Raw genomic sequence first — 20,915 nt, forward strand, 5'->3', positions numbered from 1 at the left:
GCGGGGAGCGGAGGTGGCCCGCGTAGGGCCGGCGATCGCCGCCACTTCGACCCCGACACGAGGCATGCACTCGAACCAGACGGCGAACTACTACACAGCATCGTCTACCGTTGGACCGTGAGCATTCTCGAGACAGTGCTGATCTTCCTCGGCATCCCGCTGGTGATTTACGGCGCGATCGCCGGATTGTCGTATCTCGGTAAGCCATACGCTGGTGACAAGCCGGCCCACTTCGACCTAGGTCAGCAGTGGACTCAGGCTCCGGTGCTGTGGAGTGCGACCGACGAGGTGACCTCGACCGGTCATCACGAGGCTGCGTCGCATGGACACCATGCGGCGATCGAAGCCAACCAGGCGGAGCTGATCGGAGGCCGGGCAAGTGGCAAGTTCTAATTGGCCTGCGGTGGTCGAGGCCGACCTGCCGCACGGGTACGTCGTCACCACCAGCGGGCGCGTCTCCGGCGTGCACGAGGCGGGCGACGTGTTCAAGGAAGCCCCGTTCAGCGATGACGAGCGGCTGGCGATGGACAACGTGCTCACCGAGGCGACCCGCGCGACCAAGGTGCGGTTCAACGTCTACATCGGCGATCTCGGTGCCGATCCGGCCGCGGGCGCGGACGCGATCTTCCCGTCGACGCCGGAGGCGGCCCGCTCGGTGCTGATCGCCGTCTCGCCCAACGACAAGGCGATCGAGGTCCGCTCCGGCCACGACGTCGCCGACCGTGCGAACGACCGCGTCTGCCAGCTCGGCGTCACCGCCGCGCTCAGCTCGTTCCGGCAGGGGCAGCTGATCGACGGACTGGTTTCGGCGGTCCGCGTGATGGCCGCCGCCATCGGTCGCTGAGTTTCGTCCGCCGCCAGGCGGAGTCACGAGCATGCTTCCGGCGCGCTCACCTTCGGGTGAGCGCGCCGGTGGCGTTTCTGGGGGTTCGAGCACGCAGACGCGGATTTTTCGATTATCGCTAGCACCAAAAGTTGGGGTTGGCGACTTTCGGGCGTTGCCCGCACGGTTGGGGGCATGAAGATTCTCGTCACCGGAGCAACTGGAAACATCGGACGCAAGGTCGTCGACCACCTCCTCGCGGGTGGTGCCGAGGATGTCCGCGCACTCACCAACAATCCGGCGCGGGCCGCGTTGCCCGCCGAAGTCGAAGTCGCGGAAGGCTATTTGGGGCGGGTGTCGTCGCTGCCCGCCGCGTTCGACGGCGTGGACCGGATGTATCTCGCGCCGCTGCTCGACACCATCGACGAGGTGGTCGCGCTGGCCAAGGCGGCCGGTGTCCGGCAGATCGTCGACCTGTCCGGGGAAGCGCACTGGACGCCGATCGCGCAGGCGGTGGAGAACTCCGGCGTCGAGTGGACCCATCTGTCGGCGGGGGAGTTCACCGAGAACGCCAGCGTCTGGACCGACCAGATCAAGGAGTCCGACGAGATTCGTGATCCGTACCCGGAACTCGCGAACGCACCGACGAACATGGACGACATCGCCAGGGTCGCGGCCAAGGTCCTGCTCTCCGACGGACACGTCGGGAAGAACTATGAGCTCACCGGTCCGGAGCTGGTCACGAGGGCCGACAAGATCCGGCTCATCGGCGCGGCGCTCGGCCGCGACCTCAACGTGGTGAAAGTGTCACGCGAGGAAGGGATTCGAGTGTTCAGCCGCGGGATGGACGAGTCCGCCGAATGGTATGTGGACGCGCTGGCGGGCATGGTGGATTACGCCCCCGAGCCGACCACCACCGTCGCCGACGTCACCGGGGTGCCCGCAATACCCTTCGCCCAGTGGGCGATTGCCAACGCCGACCTGTTCCGCTGAACACGGCTTGGTGGATGCGCCGCTGAAACGACAAGCACCGAGCCGGTGGGCCGGCTCGGTGCTTGTCTGAGCTACCAGTCAGCGGGATCCCGCCGACTGCTCTGCCTACGAGACGTCGAAGGCGCGAGCGCGCAGTGCCCGCTCCACTCCCGCCTTGCCCTCGACGACCAAGCGGCGCAAGGCCGGTGGGTGGTCACCCGCGAGGAACTTGTCGGCGACGGCGACGGCATCCTCGGTGACCGCCCACGCCGGGGAGAGCCCGACGACCACGGTCTGCGCGACCTCGCTGGAGCGCCGCTCCCACACGCCGGGGACCTCGGCGAAGTACCGGTCGACGTAGGGGGCGAGCAGTTCGCTCTGTCCGGCAGGCGCGAAGCCCGTGACGATCGAGCGGGCGGTGATGTTGGGGATGGAGTCGTCGTCCATCACCTTCGTCCAGGCCTGCTCCTTCGCCGCGGCGTTGGGACGCGCGGTCGCGGCCGTCTGTGCGTGCCGCTTGCCCGCCGCGGTCGGGTCCTTGGCGAGTACTGCGTCGATGAACGGGGTTTCGAGGCCGTCGGCGTCGATCCGGCCGGCCGCGGCCAGCGCGATCACGAGCCGCCAGCGCAGGTCGGTGTCGATCACCAGTCCGGCGAGACCGGCCTCGGCCGGGTCGCCGTCGAGCAGCGCGTACAGCACGTCGACGATGGCGGGGGACAGCTTGGCGGCGGTGAGCGCGTTGACGAACGCCAGCTGGTGATCCGAGCCCGCCTCGGCGGCGCGGGCGAGCTCGAGCACCCGCTCGGTGTAGGCGGCCCAGCCGGTGCTCTGCGCCCACGCCGGGTCGGCGTAGCTCTTGAGCGCGAGGTTGGCCTGCATCAGGAGCCGTTGCACCACACCGATTTCCGACTCGGCGCCGATGCCGCGCTGGACGAGGGCGAGGTAGTCGCGGGCCCGGAACTCGGCCTGCCTGGTCATTTCCCATGCCGCCGACCAGGCGAGGGTGCGTGGCAGCGATTCGGCGATGTCGCCGATCCGGTTGATCAGCACGTCGAGCGAGTCCGCGTCGAGCCGCACCGAGCAGTAGGTCAGGTCGTCGTCGTTGATCAGCACGAACTGCCCGCTCGGCACGCCGACCAGATCCGGAACCTCGGTGCGCTCGGTCGCGTCCAGATCGAGCTCGACGCGCTTGGTGCGCACCAGCTTTCCGTCCTGGTCGTCGTAGACGCCGATCGCGAGCCGGTGCACGCGACGCTCGCCCGCGCCGGGCTCGGCGCCGCTCTGCAGGACGGCGAACGAGGTGAACTTGCCCTCGACGTCGACCTGGAAGTCGGGGCGCAGCGTGTTGAGGCCGGTGGTCTTGAGCCACTGCGCGCCCCACTCGGAAAGGTCACGGCCGGAGGACTTCTCGAGCGCGGCGAGCAGGTCGTCGAAGGTCGCGTTGGCGTAGGCGTGGTCGGCGAAGTAGGCGCGCAACCCGGCAAGGAACGGGTCCAAGCCCACGTAGGCGACAAGCTGCTTGAGCACGCTCGCGCCCTTGGCGTAGGTGATGCCGTCGAAGTTGACCTCGACCGCGGCCAGGTCGGGAATGTCCGCGGCGATCGGGTGGGTGGAGGGCAGCTGGTCCTGCACGTACGCCCAGGACTTCTCCACGTTCGCGAAAGTGGTCCATGCGCCGGTGTATTCGGTGGCCTCGGACTGGCAGAGCACCGAGGCGAAGGTCGCGAACGACTCGTTCAGCCACAGGTCGTCCCACCACTTCATGGTGACCAGGTCGCCGAACCACATGTGCGCCATCTCGTGCAGCACGGTCTCGGCGCGGCGCTCGTAGGACGCGCGGGTGACCTTGGAGCGGAAGACGTAGTCCTCCAGGTAGGTCACCGCGCCTGCGTTCTCCATCGCGCCCGCGTTGAACTCCGGCACGAACAGCTGGTCGTACTTGCCGAACGCGTACGGCACGCCGAAGTTCTTGTGGTAGAAGCCGAATCCCTGCTTGGTCTCGGTGAACAGGCGCTCCTGGTCCATGTGCTCGGCCAGCGAGGCGCGGCAGTAGATGCCGAGCGGGATGCTGCCGTGTTCGTCGGTGTAGACGTCGGTCCACTGCGCGTACGGGCCTGCGACGAGCGCGACCAGGTAGGTGCTCATCTTCGGGGTGGTGCGGAAGATGTGCTTACCCGGTTCCGCCGCAAGGGTTTCCACCACGGCGCCGTTGGAGATGACCTGCCAGTCGGTGGGCGCGGTGACGGTGACGTCGAAGGTGGCCTTCAGGTCCGGCTGGTCGAAGCAGGCGAACATCCGCTTGGCATCGGCGGTTTCGAACTGCGAGTACAGGTAGACGGCCTGGTCGGTGGGGTCGACGAAGCGGTGCAGGCCCTCGCCGGTGTGCGAGTACTCGCAGTCGGCCTCGACGACAAGCTCGTTGGTTTCGGCAAGCCCGGTCAACGCGATGCCGGTCGACTCGTCGTAGCCGGAGACGTCGATCGCGGTGCCGTTGAGCACTGCCGAGCGGACGCCGCGGGCCACGATGTCGATGAAGGTGTCCGCGCCCGCGGTCGCGGTGAAGGTGACCGTGCTGCGGGAGAAGAACGTCTGCTCGCCCGGTTTGCCCGCGCCGTCGGTCAGATCCAGGTCGATGCGGTAATTCTCGACCGACACTGTCGACGCGCGCTGGACCGCTTGGTCGCGAGTCAGGTTCGGGGCAGACATGAGGCTCCTTCGGGTTCGAAGAACTAAGCTCGGGCGTTCCCCACGATGCCACCTCGGTAAGGTGGCCCGCGCGGGAGTTTTTCCTTAGAACCCTATCGACTCGAACCGGATGGAGCTGTGGAGTGAAGCATGTGCACGCGGGCAAGGTGCGTGACCTTTACGAGGACGGCGAAACACTGCTGCTCGTCGCGTCCGACCGGGTCTCGGTGTACGACGTGGTGCTTCCGACGCCGATCCCGGACAAGGGCGCTCTGCTGACTCAGCTGTCGAACTGGTGGTTCGACTTCTTCACCGATGTGCCCAACCATGTGGTCTCGGCCACCGATGTGCCCGCCGAGTTCGCGGGCCGCGCGATCCGGGTCAAGCCGTTGAAGATGGTGCAGGTCGAGTGCATCGCCCGCGGCTACCTGGTCGGCTCGGGGCTGAAGGAGTACCAGCAGCTCGGCTCGGTGTCCGGGGTTGCGCTGCCGCCCGGTCTGCGCGAGGGCGACAAGCTGCCCGAGCCGATCTTCACGCCGACCACCAAAGCGTCCGAGGGGCACGACGAGTCCATCACCTTCGAGGACGTGGTGAACCAGGAGGGCCGCGAGGTCGCCGAGCAGCTGCGCGACCTGACCTTGCACGTCTACGCCCGTGGTGCCGCGCACGCCGCCGAGCGCGGCGTCATCGTCGCCGACACCAAGATCGAGTTGGGCTGGGACGGCGACGTTCTCACCCTCGGTGACGAGGTCCTCACTTCCGATTCGTCCCGTTTCTGGCCCGCCGCCGAATGGGAACCCGGTCGCCCCCAACGCTCCTTCGACAAGCAGTTCGTCCGCGAATGGGCCACCTCCACCGGCTGGAACAAGGAGTACCCCGGCCCGGAGATCCCCGCCGACATCGTCGAGGCGACTCGCCAAAAGTACGAAGAGGCCTACGAACTCATCACCGGCCGCGCCTGGGCCGGCGTGCCGCAGTAGGGGAGAGTGCTGCCCGCCGCCTCGGCGGCGGGCACCCGATGGCCCTCGACGAGGACCGAAAGAGTGAAACTTTGTCGGGGTGACAGGATTTGAACCTGCGACCCTCCGCTCCCAAAGCGGATGCGCTACCAAGCTGCGCTACACCCCGTGTCCCTCGCGGTGGCGGTGGCCGCCGTCGAGGCTGAATTCTGTGTGGAGCCGGTGACGGGAATCGAACCCGCGCTATCTGCTTGGAAGGCAGAAGTTCTACCATTGAACTACACCGGCAGGCATACGACATCGATGGGATCGCCACGATGTCGTGTGCGTTCAGACTGTACCGAACCCTGCTTCAGAAATGCCAATCAGCCCCCGCTCGGCTCGGCCGCGTTAGCACGGCTGTTGGCGTCGGGGCAACGCACCGCCTACGGTCTTGCACGTCATCGGCCCTGTCGGGGCGACGGCGGGTGAACCAGAACTAAATGAAATTAAAAGGGTTCTCTTCCTGGAAACTCGGGCGTGTCGGCACGGAAGCGGGGAGCATATGGGACGCGTGACGACTCCTGTCGGGGGGAGCCGTGGCCCACGGGGTGGCCACCAGTCGCGCCCGAGCGGTCGCGGAGAGGATGCCTGTGTCGACAACGCAACTCGCCGCCGTAACAGGAATTTGTCCTGTTCTTCCGACCACCGGGTGTGCTGCGGGACGAGAAATCCGTCACCAGTTCCCGATCGGGCCGAAGCCTCGCGCATCCTCGGCAAATCACACGGCTACTGCGATGCGATGCCATGGTCCGCGGTCCGCTGGACCAAGCGGGCGGCCCCACGGCGTCGACGTGTCGCTGGTGGTCGCGGGGACCCGCTCGGCGCGCATCCATAGCGCGTCGTCAGCGCGTCAGCGCGCGACTTCTCAGCGAACAAAATTCCTATGTAACGCCAGTGCGATTCCAGCGATCACATACCCGATCGCCATTCGCGAGGGATCGAGAACACGTTGTAAAACAGCGTTTTTCGATGCCGGGTGGCTTGCTAGGATCCTTTTTGCCGGACGGGGGTATCTGGAAAGGGGGCGGTGAGCGTGCGCCGAGCCAGGTGGACAGAACCGCGTAGCAGTGCGAACGATCGGGGTGACGACGGCACCTGTGCCAGCACAGGGCTTCTGGGTACCGACGTCACCGGCGCCGGGTGAGTTCGATGTCGGTCGATATCGAGCCCCCCGTCGCCGCGATGGCCCGCGCCTGGGCCCGGGCGGTGTGCGCCGAGCCGGGTTCCGGCGCGTCGCCACAACAGCTGGAACCGGTACTGATCGAGATCGTCGAGCGCCTACTCACGCTAGCCAGGTCCGAGCCCTTCCCGGTGCCGGAGGCACGCGGACTCGGGGCTCGGCTCGCCGAGGCGCCGTTCGACCGGATCCGGATGCTCGCGCAAGCCACTCGCTGGCTGCTCGGCTTCCCCTCCGGTGCGCCCGGTTCGCTGGTCGCCACCCGCTGGCCGTTCGTCGCCAGCCAAGCCATCGACAGCTATGCGCAGGCGCTGCAGGAGCGCGCGCTGGCACAGCAGGAGCAGAACCTTTCGGCCAAGGTGTCGTTGCGCGTGCAGGAGATCGCCGCGCTGCAGCATCGGCTGCGGCACGAGGCCACCCACGACGCGCTCACCGACCTCGCCAACCGGACGCTGCTGCAGGACCGGGTGCGGTTGATGTCGACCGACCCGAACCGCGGCGTCGGCCTGCTGCTGATCGACCTGGACCGGTTCAAGCAGATCAACGACGGCTACGGGCATGCGATCGGCGACGAGGTGCTCGTCGAGCTGGCCAACCGGCTGCGCGAGGTGTGCCCGCCCGACACGGTCATCTGTCGTTACGGCGGTGACGAATTCGTGCTTGCCGTCAACCCGCCGCACAACACGGTCGGCGACCTCGCCCACAGCATCGTTTCCGCACTGCGCGACCCGGTCTGGTCGACGGCGGGCCCGGTGCCGGTCTCCGCGAGCGTCGGCACCGCCTACTGCCCACCCGGCAGCTCCTGCGACTTCAGCGACCTGCTTCGCCGCGCCGACCGCGCAATGTACTCGGCGAAGACAGCGGGCGGCCGACGCTTCGCCCTCGCCGACGAACCGGAGATCGACACGGCCGTCGCAGGCTGAGGAAGCGTCGACAGACACCGCGCTGAGCGGCTCAGCGACGAGTCACGTTGAGCGACGGCACGAGTCGGGCCGACGGTTAGCCGTCGGCAGGCGGTGTTCCAGTGCAGCTGACGGTGCCGCTGCATGCCGAGCGCCCACGGGCGATGTTTCTGATCGAGGGGGTACTGGTGCAGGTGGCTTCTCGGGCGATGCCTGCACCAGTACCCCCTCGATCGTGAGGCCGGGCTTAGGTGGGGCTGCGGGGCTAGTCGGGTTGGCAGGTGGGGCACCAGAAGAGGTTTCGGGCGTCCATGACTGCGTGGGTGATAGGGGTGCCGCAGACGCGGCATGGTTCGCCTTGGCGGCGGTAGACGTAGGTGCGGGGGCGGTCGGGGGCGTATGAGGGTGCGCCGTGATCGTCCTCGGGGCGGACCACGACCATCTTGCCGACGCGCACACCGACTTTCATCAGTGCGACGAGATCCGCCCACATGGCGTCCCATTCGTCGGCGGACAGTCCGGTGCCGAGGCGGTACGGCGAAACCTGGTGCCGGAACAGCACTTCCGCCCGGTACACGTTGCCGACGCCCGCGAGCACCGACTGATCCATCAGCAGCGCGCCGATCGGCCTGCGTGAGCGGTGCAGGCGCTGCCAGGCGCGGTCGCGGTCGGCGCCGCGGCGCAGCGGGTCGGGACCGAGCCGGTCGGTCAGCGCGGAAACCTCTGGCGCGACCAGCACTTCACAGGCGGTCGGCCCGCGCAGGTCGGTGCCGAAGCCGGGTTGCCCGTCCGGCGCACCGAGGATGCGCATCCTGACCTGGCCGACGGGTTCGCCCATCGGCAGCTCGGACTCGGTGAACTTGCCGTAGAGGCCGAGGTGCACGTGCACGACCAGACCCGAGTCGTAGTGGTGCAGTAGATGTTTGCCCCATGCTTCGGCGCGCGTCAGCAACTGTCCGTCGACGCGCGCCGCACCGGCGGCGAACTTGCCCTGCGGGCTCGACACGCGCACCACACCGCCCGCGAGGCGCTGCTGATGCAGCCTCGCGAGCCGGTGCAGCGTATGACCTTCTGGCACGGACGGATACGCGCGATCAGTACGCGGGAACCGCCGGAGCCTCGCCGGACTTCTCGTAGTCGGCCAGGATGTCGATGCGCCGCTGGTGCCGCGCCTCCTCCGACCACGGGGTCGAGACGAACGCGTCGACGATGGCGAGCGCCTCCTCGGTGGAGTGCATGCGGCCGCCGATGCCTGCCAGCTGCGCGTTGTTGTGCTGACGCGCCAGCTTGGCGGTCTCCACGCTCCAGGTCAGCGCGCAGCGGGCGCCGGGCACCTTGTTCGCGGCGATCTGTTCACCGTTGCCGCTGCCGCCGAAGACCAGCCCGAGGCTGCCGGGGTCGGCGACGGTGCGGCGGGCGGCCTCGATGCAGAAGGCCGGGTAGTCGTCGAGCGCGTCGTATTCGAGCGCGCCGCAGTCGACCACTTCGTGGCCCGCCTTTTCCAGATGATCCTTGACGTGGTTCTTGAGTTCGAAACCGGCATGGTCGGCACCGAGGTATACGCGCATGGCAGGCATTCTGTCAGGCCGGTTCCTGGCCAGGCACGAAGGGGCATACGACCCCATTAACGCCGGGGACCGCTTCCGCGAATCGAGAAGTACGCCTGGCACGTCCGGGACCATCAGGATCCCGACGCATCGCCGTGGCGCCGCTCCCCTCACCCGCATCTGAATAGAGTTCATCTCATGCAGCCGCACGAACCCCAACCGCCCCATCAGTCGGGCCCGCACGCCGATCCGACTGCCCAGGGAGGGTGGGCGCAGCCGCAGGACGCGTCTGCCGCGTCCTTCCCGCCGCCCTACCCGCAGGCGCCCTATGGCGCCTATCCTGGCGCGCCCGTCCCGCCTGTGGTGCCGCCGCAGCAGCAGCCGCGCGGGCTTTCGCCTTTCGGGATGCCCGCCAGGCACAACTGGGAGATCCCGATGCTCGTCGTCGTGGTCATGTTGACCAGCGTCGCGTATCTGATCGCGGTGCTGCTCTTGGCTTTCGGCAGCTTCGATCAGTATGTGTTGTTGCTGGTGTCCGCGCCGGTGGTGCTCTGGTTCGGCCGTGGCATCACCTATTCGACGCAGCGGGTCAACGGCGTGAAGATGTCGCCGACGCAGTTTCCGGAGGGCTACCAGATGGTGGTGGAGGCGGCCGCCCGGTTCGGCATGACCACGGTGCCTGACGCGTATGTGGTGCTCGGCAACGGCCAGATCAACGCGTTCGCCAGCGGGCACGGCTTCCGCCGTTACGTGGCGGTCTACAGCGATCTGTTCGAGATCGGCGGCGCCGCACGCGAACCCGATGCGCTGGCGTTCATCATCGGCCACGAGGTCGGTCACATCGCGGCGGGTCACACCTCGTACTGGCGGCAGCTCGGCATGTTCCTGGTGCCGTTCCTGCCGATCATCGGCAGCTCGCTGATTCGCGCGCAGGAGTACACCGCCGACAATCACGGCTTCTGCAATCGGCATGTCGGCGCACCTGCCGCGATGGGCACGCTGGCCGCGGGCAAGTACATGAACACGCTCGTCGGCTTCGACGAGATGGCCGACCGCGCGGCAGAGGAGAAGGGCTTCTTCGTCTGGGTGGTCAACGCCATGTCGTCGCACCCGGTGCTGACCTGGCGGATGTGGGCGCTGCGGGACCGCAGCGCGCACGGCAGGCTGTGGCTGCGTCCCAGCCCGCCCGCCGGACCTGGCGTGCCAGCGCCGGGCGGCTATCCGAGCTCGGCCGGGCAGACGCCCGCACTGCCGCCCAAACCCGTTCAGTTCTGAGCTGGCCGCATGCCGCGGGTTCGCCCCGCGGCATGCCTGCGCGCGCTCAGTCGAATTCCGGTTCCTCGGTGCGGGTCCGCTTGAGCTCGAAGAAGTGCGGGTAGTCGGCCAGCGTGACCGAGGCGTCCCACAGCTTGCCCGCCTGCTCGCCGCGCGGGATGCGGGACAGCACCGGGCCGAAGAACGCGGTGCCGTTGATGTGGATCGTCGGCGTGCCGACGTCGGTGCCGACCTTGTCCATGCCCTCGTGGTGGCTCTTGCGCAGCGCCTCGTCGTAGTCGGTGCTTTCGGCGGCCGCGGCCAGCTCGGCGGGCAGGCCGACCTCGGCGAGCGAATCGGCGATCACCGCGACGAGGGATTCCGTGCGCGAGTCGCGCTTGTACTCGTCGCGGCGGTTGTGGATACGGGTGCCCATCGCGGTGTAGAGCGGCGACAGCACCTTCTCGCCGTGCTGTTGCGCGGCGGCGATGGCGACCCGCACCGGACCCCAGCCGCTGGCCAGCAGGTCCTTGTACCCCGGGTGCAGGTCTGCCTTGTCCTCGTTCAGCACAGCCAGGCTCATCACGTGGAAGCGAACCTCGATGTCGCGGACCTGCTCGACTTCGAGGATCCAGCGGGAGGTGATCCAACACCAGGGGCACAGTGGGTCGAACCAGAAATCGGCGACATCTTTGGCGGAACCGGCATCACTCACGGTAGGTCCTCTCGAAAGACATGATCAGTGGGCGGCGCGCACTTTTCGCCGCTCTACCGAGCAACCACGCGAACGGCCGATTCGTTCCCGTCCGGTGGACGCGTTTTCGGGAGATGCCGCCGCCGCCCCCAGTAGGGTTGGCCACCAGGAGTCCGGTTACCTCTCGAACAAGGAGTCCGCCATGAGCTCGGATCAACATTTCGTTATCGTCGGCGGCGGACTTGCCGCGGCGAAGCTAGCGGAAGCATTGCGCGCCAACGACTTTCCTGGAACGGTGACGCTGGTCGGCAAGGAGGAGTGGCTGCCTTACGAGCGCCCACCCTTGTCCAAGGAACATCTGGCAGGCAAGAAGCAGCTCCCCGAATTCACCGTCGAACCGCGCCAGTGGTACCGGGACCATCACATCGAGGTACAGGTCGGCACGACCGTCGAGGGACTCGACCGGGCCGCGAAGACGATCTCGCTGCCCGACGGATCCACGATCTCCTACGACAAGCTGGCGCTTGCCACCGGTTCGACGCCGCGCACGCTGTCGATACCCGGCGCCGATGCGCCGAACGTGTACACGCTGCGGACCATCGAGGATTCCGACACCCTGGTGGAGCTGTTCGGCAGCGCGGCGCAGCGGATCGTGATCATCGGGGCAGGCTGGATCGGCATGGAGGTCGCCTCGGCGGCGCGGAATGCGGGCGTCGAGGTGACCATCGTCGAAACCGCGAAGCATCCGCTGCTCGGCGCGCTCGGGCCGGAGATGGGTGACGTGTTCGCCGACCTGCACCGCGCGCACGGTGTCGATCTGCGGCTCGGCGCTCAGGTCACCGAGATCACCACGAAGGAAGGGATCGGGACCGCGCTGGCCACCGGCGTGAAGCTCGGCGACGGCACCGTCGTCGAGGCGCAGGCGGTGCTGGTCGCGGTCGGCGCCAGCCCGAACATCGGGCTGGCCGCTGACGCCGGGCTCGCCGTCGACGGCGGCGTGCTCGTCGACGAGCACCTACGGACGAGCGATCCGGACATCGTCGCCGTCGGTGACATTGCGGAACAACAGCATCCGGTGCTCGGTCGCCGAATTCGGGTGGAGCACTGGGCGAACGCGCTCAACCAGCCTGCTGTCGCGGCCGCGACCATGCTCGGGAAGAACGCGAGTTACGACCGGCTGCCCTACTTCTTCACCGACCAGTACGACCTGGGCATGGAGTACACCGGCTACGCGGCGCCCGGCGAGTACGACCGAGTGGTGACGCGTGGTGATGTGGCGGGCCGCGAGTTCGTCGCGTTCTGGCTCGACGCGGACAACCGGGTGCTTGCGGGTATGAACGTGAATGTGTGGGACGTGACCGACCGGATCAAGGAGCTGATCCTGGCAGGAGAGCCCGTCGACCCGGATCGCTTGGCCGACACGTCGATTCCGCTGTGACGCGGTTCACCGGGCACGATGTGTCGAAACCGCGCGCTCGGTTCCGACCTCATCGCGAGCGCGCCACCCTGGCGCACCGATCGGCGGTAGCCGGAGAGAAGTTCCGATGAAGTACATGCTGCTCAAGACCTACACCACCACCCCTGCGTTCTGCGACACTCCGATTGCGGAATGGTCCCCCGAAGAAATCCAGGCGCACATAGACTTTCAACGCGCCCTCGGCGAGCAATTGGCCAAGTCGGGCGAGCTGGTCGACGCGCAAGGGCTCGCCGGTCCCGAGGAAGCCCGCATCGTCAGCTCCGACGGCCGCTCGGCGCCGGTGGTGACGGATGGACCATTCCCCGAGACGAAGGAATTTCTGGCCGGGTACTGGATCGTCGACGTGGAAAGCCCGGAACGGGCCTACGAGATCGCCGGGCAGGCCTCGGCGGCACCGGGGCCGGGTGGCAAGCCGATAGGCGAATACATCGAAGTGCGGTTGGTGCAATGCGCCCCAGCCACTGACCAGTGAGCAACCGGCGAGTGGTGCCCGACGACACACCGCTCCCGGCGAGGGCCGAGGACCTGTTGCGCGAGTTGGCGCCGCAGGTCCTCGGTGCGTTGGTCCGTCGTTTCGGTGATTTCGACACCGCCGAGGACGCTGTGCAGGAGGCGTTGCTCGCTGCGGCGACCCAGTGGCCGGTCGAAGGGCTGCCGGACAATCCGCGTGGTTGGCTCATGCAGGTGGCGCAGCGCCGGATGGCGGACGCGGTGCGCGCCGAGGTCGCGCGGCGGCGCAGGGAGACAACGGCATTCGATCGCGACGTGCCTGATGCGATGCCGGTCGACCAGGACGACACGCTCGCCATGTTCTTTCTCTGCTGCCATCCCGCGTTGTCTTCGGCCAGCGCGATCGCGTTGACCTTGCGCGCGGTCGGTGGGCTCGGCACGGCGGAGATCGCGCACGCCTTCTTGCTGCCGGAAACGACCATGGCGCAGCGGATCACGCGGGCGAAGAAGAAGCTGGCGACACTGGACCGGCCGTTCGCGGGGATCGACGAGCTCTCGCGAAGCGAGCGACTCGGCACCGTCCTGCACGTGCTCTATCTGATCTTCACCGAGGGCAGCACGAGCACCGCCGGTCCTGATCTGCATCGTGTCGATCTGTCCACCGAGGCAATTCGTTTGGCCCGCGCCGTGCATCGGCTGCTACCTGACCACACCGAGGTCACCGGCCTGCTCGCGCTCATGCTGCTCACCGATGCCCGCCGTGCCGCCCGCACCGGTGCGCACGGTGAACTGATTCCGCTCGCCGAGCAGAACCGCGCGCGGTGGGACCGCACGCAGATCACCGAGGGTGTCCGGTTGACGACCAGCACTCTCGCCCAAGGACTTTCCGGCCCCTACCAGATCCAGGCGGCCATCGCCGTCCTGCACGCTCAGGCGGTCCGAGCCGAAGACACCGACTGGTCCAAGATCCTCGATCTCTACCTGCTTCTCGAAAAATTCGCCGACAACCCGATCGTCACCCTCAACCGGGCGGTGGCCACCGCCATGGTGCACGGGCCCGCCGCTGGCCTCGCGCTCGCCGCCACCCTGGACGACCAACTCTCGACCAACCACCGCCTGGACGCCGTGCGCGGCCATCTCCATGAAATGGCAGGCGATTTCCCCGCCGCCATCGCCCACTACACCGCCGCTGCGGCCCGCACCCCGAGCTCGCCGGAAAACCACTACCTCACCCTCCGCGCCGCCCGCCTCCGTCACTCCTAGACTGCGTGGGGTGACGGACAAGTACAGCGCGGGCGTGTTGCTGTTCCGCCGGACCGCAGGCCGGCCCGAGGTGCTCCTGGGCCACATGGGCGGACCGTTCTGGGCCAAGAAGGACGACGGCGCGTGGTCGATACCGAAGGGCGAATACGAACCGGACCTCGAAGACGCCCAAGCCGCGGCCAGCCGCGAATTCCATGAGGAACTGGGCCTTTTCGTCCCGCCCGGCGACTGGATTCCCCTCGGCGACGTCCGCTACGGCAGCGGCAAAGGCAAGAAGAACCTCACCGTCTGGGCTCTCGAAGGCGACCTCGATCCCACCGCCATTGTCCCGGGCACCTTCGAGATGGAATGGCCCCCGCGCTCCGGCAAGACCGCCAGCTTTCCCGAAATAGACCGTGCCGCCTGGTTCGACCTTCCCACTGCCACCGCCAAACTCAGCACCGGCCAACGCCCCTACCTGGACCGCCTGTCCGAACACCTGGCCCAGCAAACCTGACGGCGTGGGACTAGTGGATTCATTGCGCGCAGCGGCTCAGCGGCCCGAGACGACGTCCGCGGTTGCGCGAAGCTATACCGTACAATCGTACTAAGAACGCTCGTACTGTTTGGCGAGGAGGGTCAGATGTGGGATCCGAAGAAGTATCTCGACTTTGCTGATCATCGGGCTCGGCCGTTCTTCGAGTTGGTGGGGCGGATCGACGCGGAAAAGCCGCGCACCGTAGTGGATTTGGGGTGTGGGCCGGGGACGCTGACCGGGGTGCTCGGAGAGCGGTGGCCGGAGGCTCGGATCGATGCGCTCGATTCCTCGCCGGAGATGGTGCGCGAGGCGCGCGAGCGTGGGGTCGCCGCACGGGTGCTCGATGTGCACGACTGGCAGCCGGATGCGGAGACCGATGTGGTGGTCTGTAACGCTGTGCTGCAATGGGTTCCGGACCATCTGACCTTGCTGGGGGAGTGGATGGCCGCGCTGCCGCGCGGTGCCTGGTTCGCGTTGCAGGTGCCGGGGAATTTCGATGCGCCGTCGCATCGGGCGATCCGGGCGTTGGCTACCGAGCCGCGGTGGCAGGGCGCGTTGGCGGAGATCGCGCTGCGGTCCGCCGATGCGGTGCCTGACCCGCGTGCTTATGTCGCGGTGATGATCGCCGAAGGTACCAGTGTCGATGTGTGGGAGACGACTTATCTGCAGCGGCTGACCGGGCCGGATCCGGTGCTGGAGTGGGTGACCGGCACCGCGCTGACGCCGATTCGAGGCGCACTCGACAACACGGACTGGCAGGAGTTTCGCACCGAGCTGGCGCCGCGGCTGCGCAACGCCTATCCGCAAATGGCTGACGGCAGTACGTGGTTCCCGTTCCGTCGCATTTTCGCGGTCGCCCACAAGTCCTGATTCATGGCGTGACCAGCAAGCTTGCCACGATACTTCGGGCACGGCCTGCGGCGGACTTCTCGCCGATGCGCAGTGCGGTATTGGTGGCCGACAGCACGGCGTCGATCTGGAATGCGGCGAATTCGGCGTCAACGGAGCCGATTTCGCCCTCGGTCACCGCGTGCCGCAGCTCGCGTTCGAGCATGGTCAACCAGGCCCCCTTGGCGTCGAACAACGCGTCGTGCACCGGACCGGACCTGCTGTCCTGCTCCGCTGCGCACGCGACCCAGAAGCATCCGCCGGTCAACACCGGCGTCTCGACGTAGGCCAGCCAGTTGTCGACCAGCGCGCGCAGCCTGGCCACGCCGTGCGGCTGCGGCCTGGCCGGCTGGACCACGTGGTCGACGAACAGTTCGCGCGCGAAGTCGACGGTGGCCAGCTGCAGCGCTTCCTTCGTCTTGAACAGCGTCTGGATGCCCGCCTTGCTGAGGCCGGTTTCGGTGGCGAGCCTGCCGAAGCTGACCCCCTCGAGCCCGTCCAGCGAGGCGATATCGGCCGCCTGCCGCAGCACCGTCTGGCGCGTCTTCGCCCCGCGGAGCAGCCGCTTGTCGGTGGTGTCGGCGGGCCGGTGCCGGGGGAGCATGGCAGATTCGGGGCCGCTTTCCATACGGTCGATCGTACTCAGGCGGCATTCGGTTCATTCGTCGAGGAAACGCAGCAGTTCCGCGGTCACGAATTGGGGATTCTCCTCGACGAGCCAATGCCCGGCGTGCGGCACGTCCACTCCGCGCACGATGTTGGTCATGCGCGGTGCCGCAGTGGCACGGATCGCGTCGAGCTGCCCCTGGGCGGACATGAGCAGGGTCGGGATCCCGACCGACGGTGCTGTCACGGTGTCGCGGACGTCCTTGTCGAGCGCGCGATAGAGCTCGAAACCGCCGGACAGTGCCTCGGGTTTGCCGTAAGTCCTTGCGTACTCGGTGATCTCGGCGTCGGTGAACGGTGACCGATCCGAGGTGCCGCCGAATGCTGTTCCGCCGAAGGAGACCTGAGGGTAGAACAGTGCCAGGTACTCGCGGACGTCGTCGCGAACCACCGCCTCCGGCACCCGCCGCTGCGAGTGGAAAGCGATGTGCCAGCTCAGCGATCGGTAGGTCGGCGCATCGATCGCCGGCCCTGGCAGTGGTAGGTCGAGGTAGCCGAGACGCGCAGTGTCGGAGGGGAATTGGGCCGCGTACTGGAACGCGACGGCAGCACCGAAGTCGTGCCCGATCACGCGGGCGTCGCGCACCCCGAGCCGATCGGCGATCAGCGTGTGCACGTACCGCGCCAGGGTCGCTTTGTCGTAGCCGGTCGGCGAGCCGGTGCTGTCACCGAGTCCGGGGAGGTCGATGGCATAGACGGTGTGCTGCTCGGCGAGCGCGGGCATGATCGGCCACCAGCCGTACCAGGTCTGCGGCCAGCCGTGAATCAGCACCACTGGCGAGCCGCTGCCGCCGGTCACGTAGTGCATTCGGACGCCGTCGACGTCAGCGAACTCGTGCCGGAAGTTCTTCGTGAACTGCGGATCGTCTTGGGTGGCAACGGCATAGGACGGCGGTTCGCCGGTCGCAGGCGTCGAGCACGCAGCGGTGCCGATCGTGAGTGTGAGAGCAAGCAGGACGGTCGCCAGTGTCCGCACGGAACGGCGGGCGATGGTTGGCATCGTGGTCTCCTTCGGGTCGAGGCGTTTTCAGCATCACCAGCCCAACCGCGATCTGGCACGAAAACTTGCGGTTCTGGCAAGATGGCCGGATGGACCCCGGAACCGAAGACGTGCTCGATGCCGTGGGACCGCGGCTCCGTGCGCTGCGTCGCGACCGCGGCATCACCCTCGCCGACCTCGCCGCGACGACCGGTGTCTCGGAGAGCACCCTGTCCCGCCTCGAGAGCGGACAGCGCCGGGCCACCCTGGAACTGCTACTCCCGCTTGCCCGCACCTACGACGTCCCGTTGGACGACCTAGTCGGCGCCCCACGCACCGGCGACCCCCGAATCCACCTGAAGCCGATCCACCGATTCGGCATGACCTTCATTCCGCTGTCCCGCCGCCCTGGCGGGGTGCAGGCATTCAAGATGCTGATTCCTGCGCAACCGGAACCTGTCGAGCCGGCGCTGAAGACGCACGAGGGCTTCGAATGGCTGTACGTCCTCAACGGTCACCTGCGACTGGTCGTCGGCGCGCGCGACCTCACGCTGCCACCCGGCGAGGCCGCCGAATTCGACACGTCCCTGCCGCACTGGCTCGGCAGCGCCGACGGCGGCGCCGTCGAACTCCTGATCCTGTTCGGCACGCACGGGATGCGTGCCCACGTGCGCGCCGAGCCCAACGTCTGATCAGGCAATATCCGGTGTGCTTCGCCGATCGTGTGTTTGGATCGCGACAGGCACGGCGTAGCCGGTTCGAGCGAAGGCGAGGTAGCGCATGTCCTACGAGGTAGACCCCCGCGTCGACGTCTATATCGACGCACTGCCCGAGTGGCAGCAGGCGATCTGTCAGGAGGTGCGGGAGTTGGTGCACGCCGCAGACCCCGAGGTCGTCGAGACGATCAAGCGGACGGTGCAGCCGTATTTCGTGCTCGAGGGGAACATCTGCGCGCTGCTCGCGGCGAAGACGCACGTCAATGTGTTTCTCTACGACGGGGCCATCGTGCCCGATCCCGAGGGGATCATCACCGCGGGGCACGAGAACAAGACGGCGCGCACCGTCGCTGTTCGCGAGGGCGAAAGTGTTCCTGCGCCAGCGCTTCTCGCGATGTTCAAGCAGATCATCGCGAACAATCGGGCTGGTGGGTGGCGCAAGCTGAAAGGCAAGGGCTGAGTCAGCCTGCGGCGACGTCGAACTCCGTATCCTGTTCGGCGATGACGGCCTCGAACCCCGGCCGGAGAGCGTCAGCGGCGGCGAAATGCAGTTCGGCGATGCGCTCCGGTTCCGCGACCTGGATTTCCGGGTGGGTGTCCCAATAATGCAGGAGCGGATGGTGTTCCGGCGTGGTCAACGCGGCGAGTGCCGTGACGATATCGTCGGCTTCGGCCAGCGGCACGCCGTATCGGGCGGCCAGCGGGATCGCGGTACGCGATTTCCCCACTCCCGAGGCACCGCAGATCAGGGTCACAGTCCACGGGGGCGCGTCCATCTCCATGCCGCGGATCTTGCCCGGCCGACGGGCCCGCCCGCCACAAATTTTCCGGCGCTTCGTAGTCAGCCCGCCGCGACGTCGAGGGAGTCCGTCGAGACGGGGTCGAGGTCGGCGGCGCCGACGGCGGCGCGCCGGGACAGGGCGGCGAGCACCGGCAGGCGGGCATCGCCCAGCGACATGGCGTGATTGCCAAGGTGATTGGTGACGAAGGCGACGGCGAGGCCGAGGCTCGGGATCGCGATACCGCCGGAGCCGCCGATGCCGAAGTGGCCGAGCGCGCGCCTGGTCAGGGTGGTGCCGACGATGCCGCGGTGGTAGCCGAGCGCGAAATGCGGTGGCGCGCCGAGGACGTAGTCGAAGCGGCTGCCCGGCGGCATCTGGGCGATCAGGTCGGTGGTGTCCGTGCGCAGGAGTCTGCGGTGCCCGACCATGCCGTCGTTGGCGATCGCGCCGTACATCCTGGCGACTGCCCGTGCCGTGAAAACACCGTTCCAGCTGGGCATTATCGCGTCGTAAGGCTGTTGACCGAGAGTCATGTCGGCCCAGCCGTCGTAGACCGCGCTGCGCGCCGAGTGCACCGAGCGCAGCGAGGCGAAGGGGGCGATCATCCGATCGAACGGCACCTTGGCCACGCCGAGTCGCGGCGACAACGCCGCCAGGCGATGGCGTTGGCGTTGCGGAACACCGAACCAGAAGTCGTTCTCGCCCAAGGGTTCTTCGAGTTCGGTGCGCACCACGTCGGTGAATCCGCGTCCGGTCACGCGCTGTGTCATTTCGGCGACGAGCGTGCCGAAGGTGAGCCCGTGATAGCCGGAGGCGCGCAGCCGCAACGGATCCGGTGCGGCGGCGGCGAGGGCGGCGGCCAACGCGTCGTGGTCGAGCAGGTCCGCCGGGTTGTCGAGCAGTCCGCGGACGCGTTGCAGTCCGGCGCGATGGTTCAGCACCTCGCGAACCGTGATGTCCTGCTTGCCGTTTGCCGCGAACTCCGGCCAGTACGTCGCCACCGGCGCGTCGAGCTCGAGCAGGCCACGCTCGAGCAGCCGGTGCGCGATCGTCGCCGCGACACCCTTGCCGGTCGAGTACGACAACGCCATGGTGTCGGCGTGCCAGCGCCGGTCGTGGTCGGCCCAGCCCGCCCAGATGTCGAGCACCGGAGCACCGTTGAGGTACACCGCGAGCGCACCGCCGCCCTGCCGCTTGCGCCGGAACATCGCGAAGAACTTCGCGGCTACGGCGGTGAAGCGGTCGTCGACGATCATGTGCCCGGTGTTCGGCGTGCTGTCTGAGCTCGCTGAGGGCATGGGCAGACTCCTTTGTCCGGTTCGCCAGCCAGGCCGATAACACTTGCAAGCAGCCTGCTAACACTCGACGGTAACGTGTGTCAGTTGTCGAGTGCAATGCTTCTGGCGTGGTGCACAGCCGCCGCTGTGCACCTTTGCCTACCCTGTCTGGGTCAGTTGTAGCGATGTGATGTCAGTCACAGCCGCGGATCCACCGGCTCGGATTCCAGTGCGAGCACCGCGAATACCGCCTCGTGCACCCGCCACAACGGTTCGCCCGTGGCAAGCCGATCCAGGGCCTCGAGGCCGAGGGCGTACTCGCGCAACGCCATCGAGCGCTTGCGGCCGAGCCCACGCGTGCGCAGCCTGCGCAGATTGGTCTCGCGCAGGTACTCGGGACCGTAGATGATCCGGAGGTACTCGGGGCCACGGCATTTCACGCCCGGCTGGACCAGCCGCCCCGAACCCTCCTTGCCGCCGCGGACCACCGACTGGCGCGGCTTCACGACCATGCCCTCGCCGCCCGCCTCGGTGAGCTCGGTCCACCATGCGGTGGCGCTGGCCTCGCTCGCCGGATCGCTCAGATCCACGAACACCCGACCGGTCGGCGCGAACAACTCGGCGTCGGCCGCCGCCAACCGGTCGATCCGGGTGAGGTGCCAATCATGGTCCCGCACCGCGTAATTCGAGCCCTCGGCGGCGAGGATCTGGAACGGCGCGAGCCGCAGCCCGGACAAGCCGTCGACCGGCCAGCAGTAGCGGCCGTACGCGGTGGTGAAGGCGGCGGCGTCCGCCGCCCGCGCACCGGTGCGGTCCGCCAGCTCCGCCACGTCGAGCCCGCGCGC

At 67.6% G+C, this 20,915-nt stretch carries 21 protein-coding genes, 2 tRNA genes and 1 pseudogene; 13 read left to right on the forward strand and 11 right to left on the reverse strand.

The features are described from left to right. Window positions 1-117 precede the first annotated feature (117 nt). From ctaJ to NA11_RS38220, 3 genes are all read left to right on the forward strand, one after another. The gene (gene ctaJ, locus NA11_RS38210; RefSeq protein ID WP_069166974.1) at window positions 118-393 is read left to right on the forward strand and encodes an aa3-type cytochrome oxidase subunit CtaJ; all 276 of its coding nucleotides are present in this window, start codon (window positions 118-120) and stop codon (window positions 391-393) included. Continuing rightward, window positions 380-844, forward strand: coding sequence for a DUF5130 domain-containing protein (locus tag NA11_RS38215; protein WP_069166975.1), 465 nt, complete (start codon window positions 380-382; stop codon window positions 842-844). Before ctaJ ends, NA11_RS38215 begins: the two co-directional genes overlap by 14 nt. 174 nt (window positions 845-1,018) lie before the next feature. Next, window positions 1,019-1,816 carry an NAD(P)H-binding protein gene (locus NA11_RS38220; protein WP_069166976.1) on the forward strand — a complete coding sequence of 266 codons (798 nt, stop codon included), beginning with the start codon at window positions 1,019-1,021 and terminating at the stop codon, window positions 1,814-1,816. Between the two features lie 105 nt (window positions 1,817-1,921). On the opposite strand, the gene pepN is transcribed toward NA11_RS38220, so the two are convergent. Continuing rightward, window positions 1,922-4,501, reverse strand: a complete 2,580-nt coding sequence (gene pepN / locus NA11_RS38225) for an aminopeptidase N (RefSeq protein ID WP_069166977.1) — start codon at window positions 4,499-4,501, stop codon at window positions 1,922-1,924. 122 nt (window positions 4,502-4,623) lie between these two features. On the opposite strand from pepN, the gene NA11_RS38230 reads away from it, so the two are divergent. Next, window positions 4,624-5,460, forward strand: coding sequence for a phosphoribosylaminoimidazolesuccinocarboxamide synthase (locus NA11_RS38230; protein ID WP_069166978.1), 837 nt, complete (start codon window positions 4,624-4,626; stop codon window positions 5,458-5,460). A 74-nt stretch (window positions 5,461-5,534) separates the two neighbouring features. On the opposite strand, the gene NA11_RS38235 is transcribed toward NA11_RS38230, so the two are convergent. Then, window positions 5,535-5,608: transfer RNA gene (locus NA11_RS38235), tRNA-Pro, on the reverse strand. A 45-nt stretch (window positions 5,609-5,653) separates the two neighbouring features. Next, window positions 5,654-5,727, reverse strand: a tRNA-Gly gene (locus NA11_RS38240). Window positions 5,728-6,630: 903 nt separating this feature from the next. On the opposite strand from NA11_RS38240, the gene NA11_RS38245 reads away from it, so the two are divergent. Continuing rightward, complete coding sequence (locus tag NA11_RS38245) at window positions 6,631-7,581, forward strand: GGDEF domain-containing protein (protein WP_069166979.1); 951 nt, start codon at window positions 6,631-6,633, stop codon at window positions 7,579-7,581. A 244-nt stretch (window positions 7,582-7,825) separates the two neighbouring features. Here NA11_RS38245 and NA11_RS38250 read toward each other — a convergent pair whose 3' ends face one another. Then, on the reverse strand, window positions 7,826-8,638 hold the full coding sequence (locus tag NA11_RS38250; protein WP_069166980.1) for an Fpg/Nei family DNA glycosylase: 813 nt from the start codon (window positions 8,636-8,638) through the stop codon (window positions 7,826-7,828). A 16-nt stretch (window positions 8,639-8,654) separates the two neighbouring features. Continuing rightward, a complete protein-coding gene (locus NA11_RS38255) occupies window positions 8,655-9,128 on the reverse strand; it encodes a ribose-5-phosphate isomerase (protein ID WP_069166981.1) in 474 nt (157 codons plus the stop codon). 177 nt (window positions 9,129-9,305) lie between these two features. Here NA11_RS38255 and NA11_RS38260 point away from each other — a divergent pair, with 177 nt between their 5' ends. Beyond that, the gene (locus NA11_RS38260; RefSeq protein WP_069166982.1) at window positions 9,306-10,382 is read left to right on the forward strand and encodes a M48 family metallopeptidase; all 1,077 of its coding nucleotides are present in this window, start codon (window positions 9,306-9,308) and stop codon (window positions 10,380-10,382) included. 46 nt (window positions 10,383-10,428) lie between these two features. Here the strand turns inward: NA11_RS38260 and NA11_RS38265 are convergent, their stop codons facing one another. Beyond that, entirely contained in the window at window positions 10,429-11,076 is a 648-nt protein-coding gene (locus NA11_RS38265) for a mycothiol-dependent nitroreductase Rv2466c family protein (RefSeq protein WP_069166983.1), read from the reverse strand. A 181-nt stretch (window positions 11,077-11,257) separates the two neighbouring features. Here NA11_RS38265 and NA11_RS38270 point away from each other — a divergent pair, with 181 nt between their 5' ends. From NA11_RS38270 to NA11_RS38290, 5 genes are all read left to right on the forward strand, one after another. Continuing rightward, window positions 11,258-12,493 (forward strand): NAD(P)/FAD-dependent oxidoreductase, encoded by a 1,236-nt coding sequence (locus NA11_RS38270; protein WP_069166984.1) that lies wholly within the window; start codon window positions 11,258-11,260, stop codon window positions 12,491-12,493. Between the two features lie 106 nt (window positions 12,494-12,599). After that, window positions 12,600-13,004, forward strand: coding sequence for a YciI family protein (locus NA11_RS38275; RefSeq protein ID WP_069166985.1), 405 nt, complete (start codon window positions 12,600-12,602; stop codon window positions 13,002-13,004). After that, window positions 13,001-14,245, forward strand: a complete 1,245-nt coding sequence (locus tag NA11_RS38280) for an RNA polymerase sigma factor (RefSeq protein WP_069166986.1) — start codon at window positions 13,001-13,003, stop codon at window positions 14,243-14,245. The genes NA11_RS38275 and NA11_RS38280 overlap by 4 nt, the downstream gene beginning before the upstream one ends. A 10-nt stretch (window positions 14,246-14,255) precedes the next feature. Then, a complete protein-coding gene (locus NA11_RS38285) occupies window positions 14,256-14,741 on the forward strand; it encodes an NUDIX hydrolase (RefSeq protein ID WP_069166987.1) in 486 nt (161 codons plus the stop codon). 126 nt (window positions 14,742-14,867) lie between these two features. Beyond that, window positions 14,868-15,632 carry a trans-aconitate 2-methyltransferase gene (locus tag NA11_RS38290; protein ID WP_069166988.1) on the forward strand — a complete coding sequence of 255 codons (765 nt, stop codon included), beginning with the start codon at window positions 14,868-14,870 and terminating at the stop codon, window positions 15,630-15,632. Between the two features lies 1 nt (window position 15,633). Here NA11_RS38290 and NA11_RS38295 read toward each other — a convergent pair whose 3' ends face one another. Both NA11_RS38295 and NA11_RS38300 read right to left on the reverse strand, forming a co-directional pair. Next, window positions 15,634-16,278, reverse strand: a complete 645-nt coding sequence (locus tag NA11_RS38295; RefSeq protein WP_069166989.1) for a TetR/AcrR family transcriptional regulator — start codon at window positions 16,276-16,278, stop codon at window positions 15,634-15,636. Window positions 16,279-16,308: 30 nt separating this feature from the next. Then, window positions 16,309-17,316, reverse strand: a complete 1,008-nt coding sequence (locus NA11_RS38300) for an alpha/beta fold hydrolase (RefSeq protein WP_069166990.1) — start codon at window positions 17,314-17,316, stop codon at window positions 16,309-16,311. An 89-nt stretch (window positions 17,317-17,405) separates the two neighbouring features. Here NA11_RS38300 and NA11_RS38305 point away from each other — a divergent pair, with 89 nt between their 5' ends. Further along, complete coding sequence (locus NA11_RS38305; protein WP_069166991.1) at window positions 17,406-17,987, forward strand: helix-turn-helix domain-containing protein; 582 nt, start codon at window positions 17,406-17,408, stop codon at window positions 17,985-17,987. An 88-nt stretch (window positions 17,988-18,075) separates the two neighbouring features. Beyond that, entirely contained in the window at window positions 18,076-18,471 is a 396-nt protein-coding gene (locus NA11_RS38310) for a DUF1801 domain-containing protein (RefSeq protein ID WP_069166992.1), read from the forward strand. Between the two features lies 1 nt (window position 18,472). On the opposite strand, the gene NA11_RS38315 is transcribed toward NA11_RS38310, so the two are convergent. From NA11_RS38315 to NA11_RS38325, 3 genes and pseudogenes are all read right to left on the reverse strand, one after another. Further along, window positions 18,473-18,793, reverse strand: a complete 321-nt coding sequence (locus tag NA11_RS38315; protein ID WP_069166993.1) for a hypothetical protein — start codon at window positions 18,791-18,793, stop codon at window positions 18,473-18,475. A gap of 59 nt (window positions 18,794-18,852) precedes the next feature. Further along, window positions 18,853-20,091 carry a serine hydrolase domain-containing protein gene (locus tag NA11_RS38320; protein WP_069166994.1) on the reverse strand — a complete coding sequence of 413 codons (1,239 nt, stop codon included), beginning with the start codon at window positions 20,089-20,091 and terminating at the stop codon, window positions 18,853-18,855. A gap of 176 nt (window positions 20,092-20,267) precedes the next feature. Continuing rightward, window positions 20,268-20,915: pseudogene (locus NA11_RS38325) on the reverse strand (polynucleotide kinase-phosphatase); the annotation flags it as partial.

The sequence above is a fragment of the Nocardia altamirensis NBRC 108246 genome (assembly GCF_001612685.1).
In the GTDB taxonomy this organism is placed as follows: domain Bacteria; phylum Actinomycetota; class Actinomycetes; order Mycobacteriales; family Mycobacteriaceae; genus Nocardia; species Nocardia altamirensis.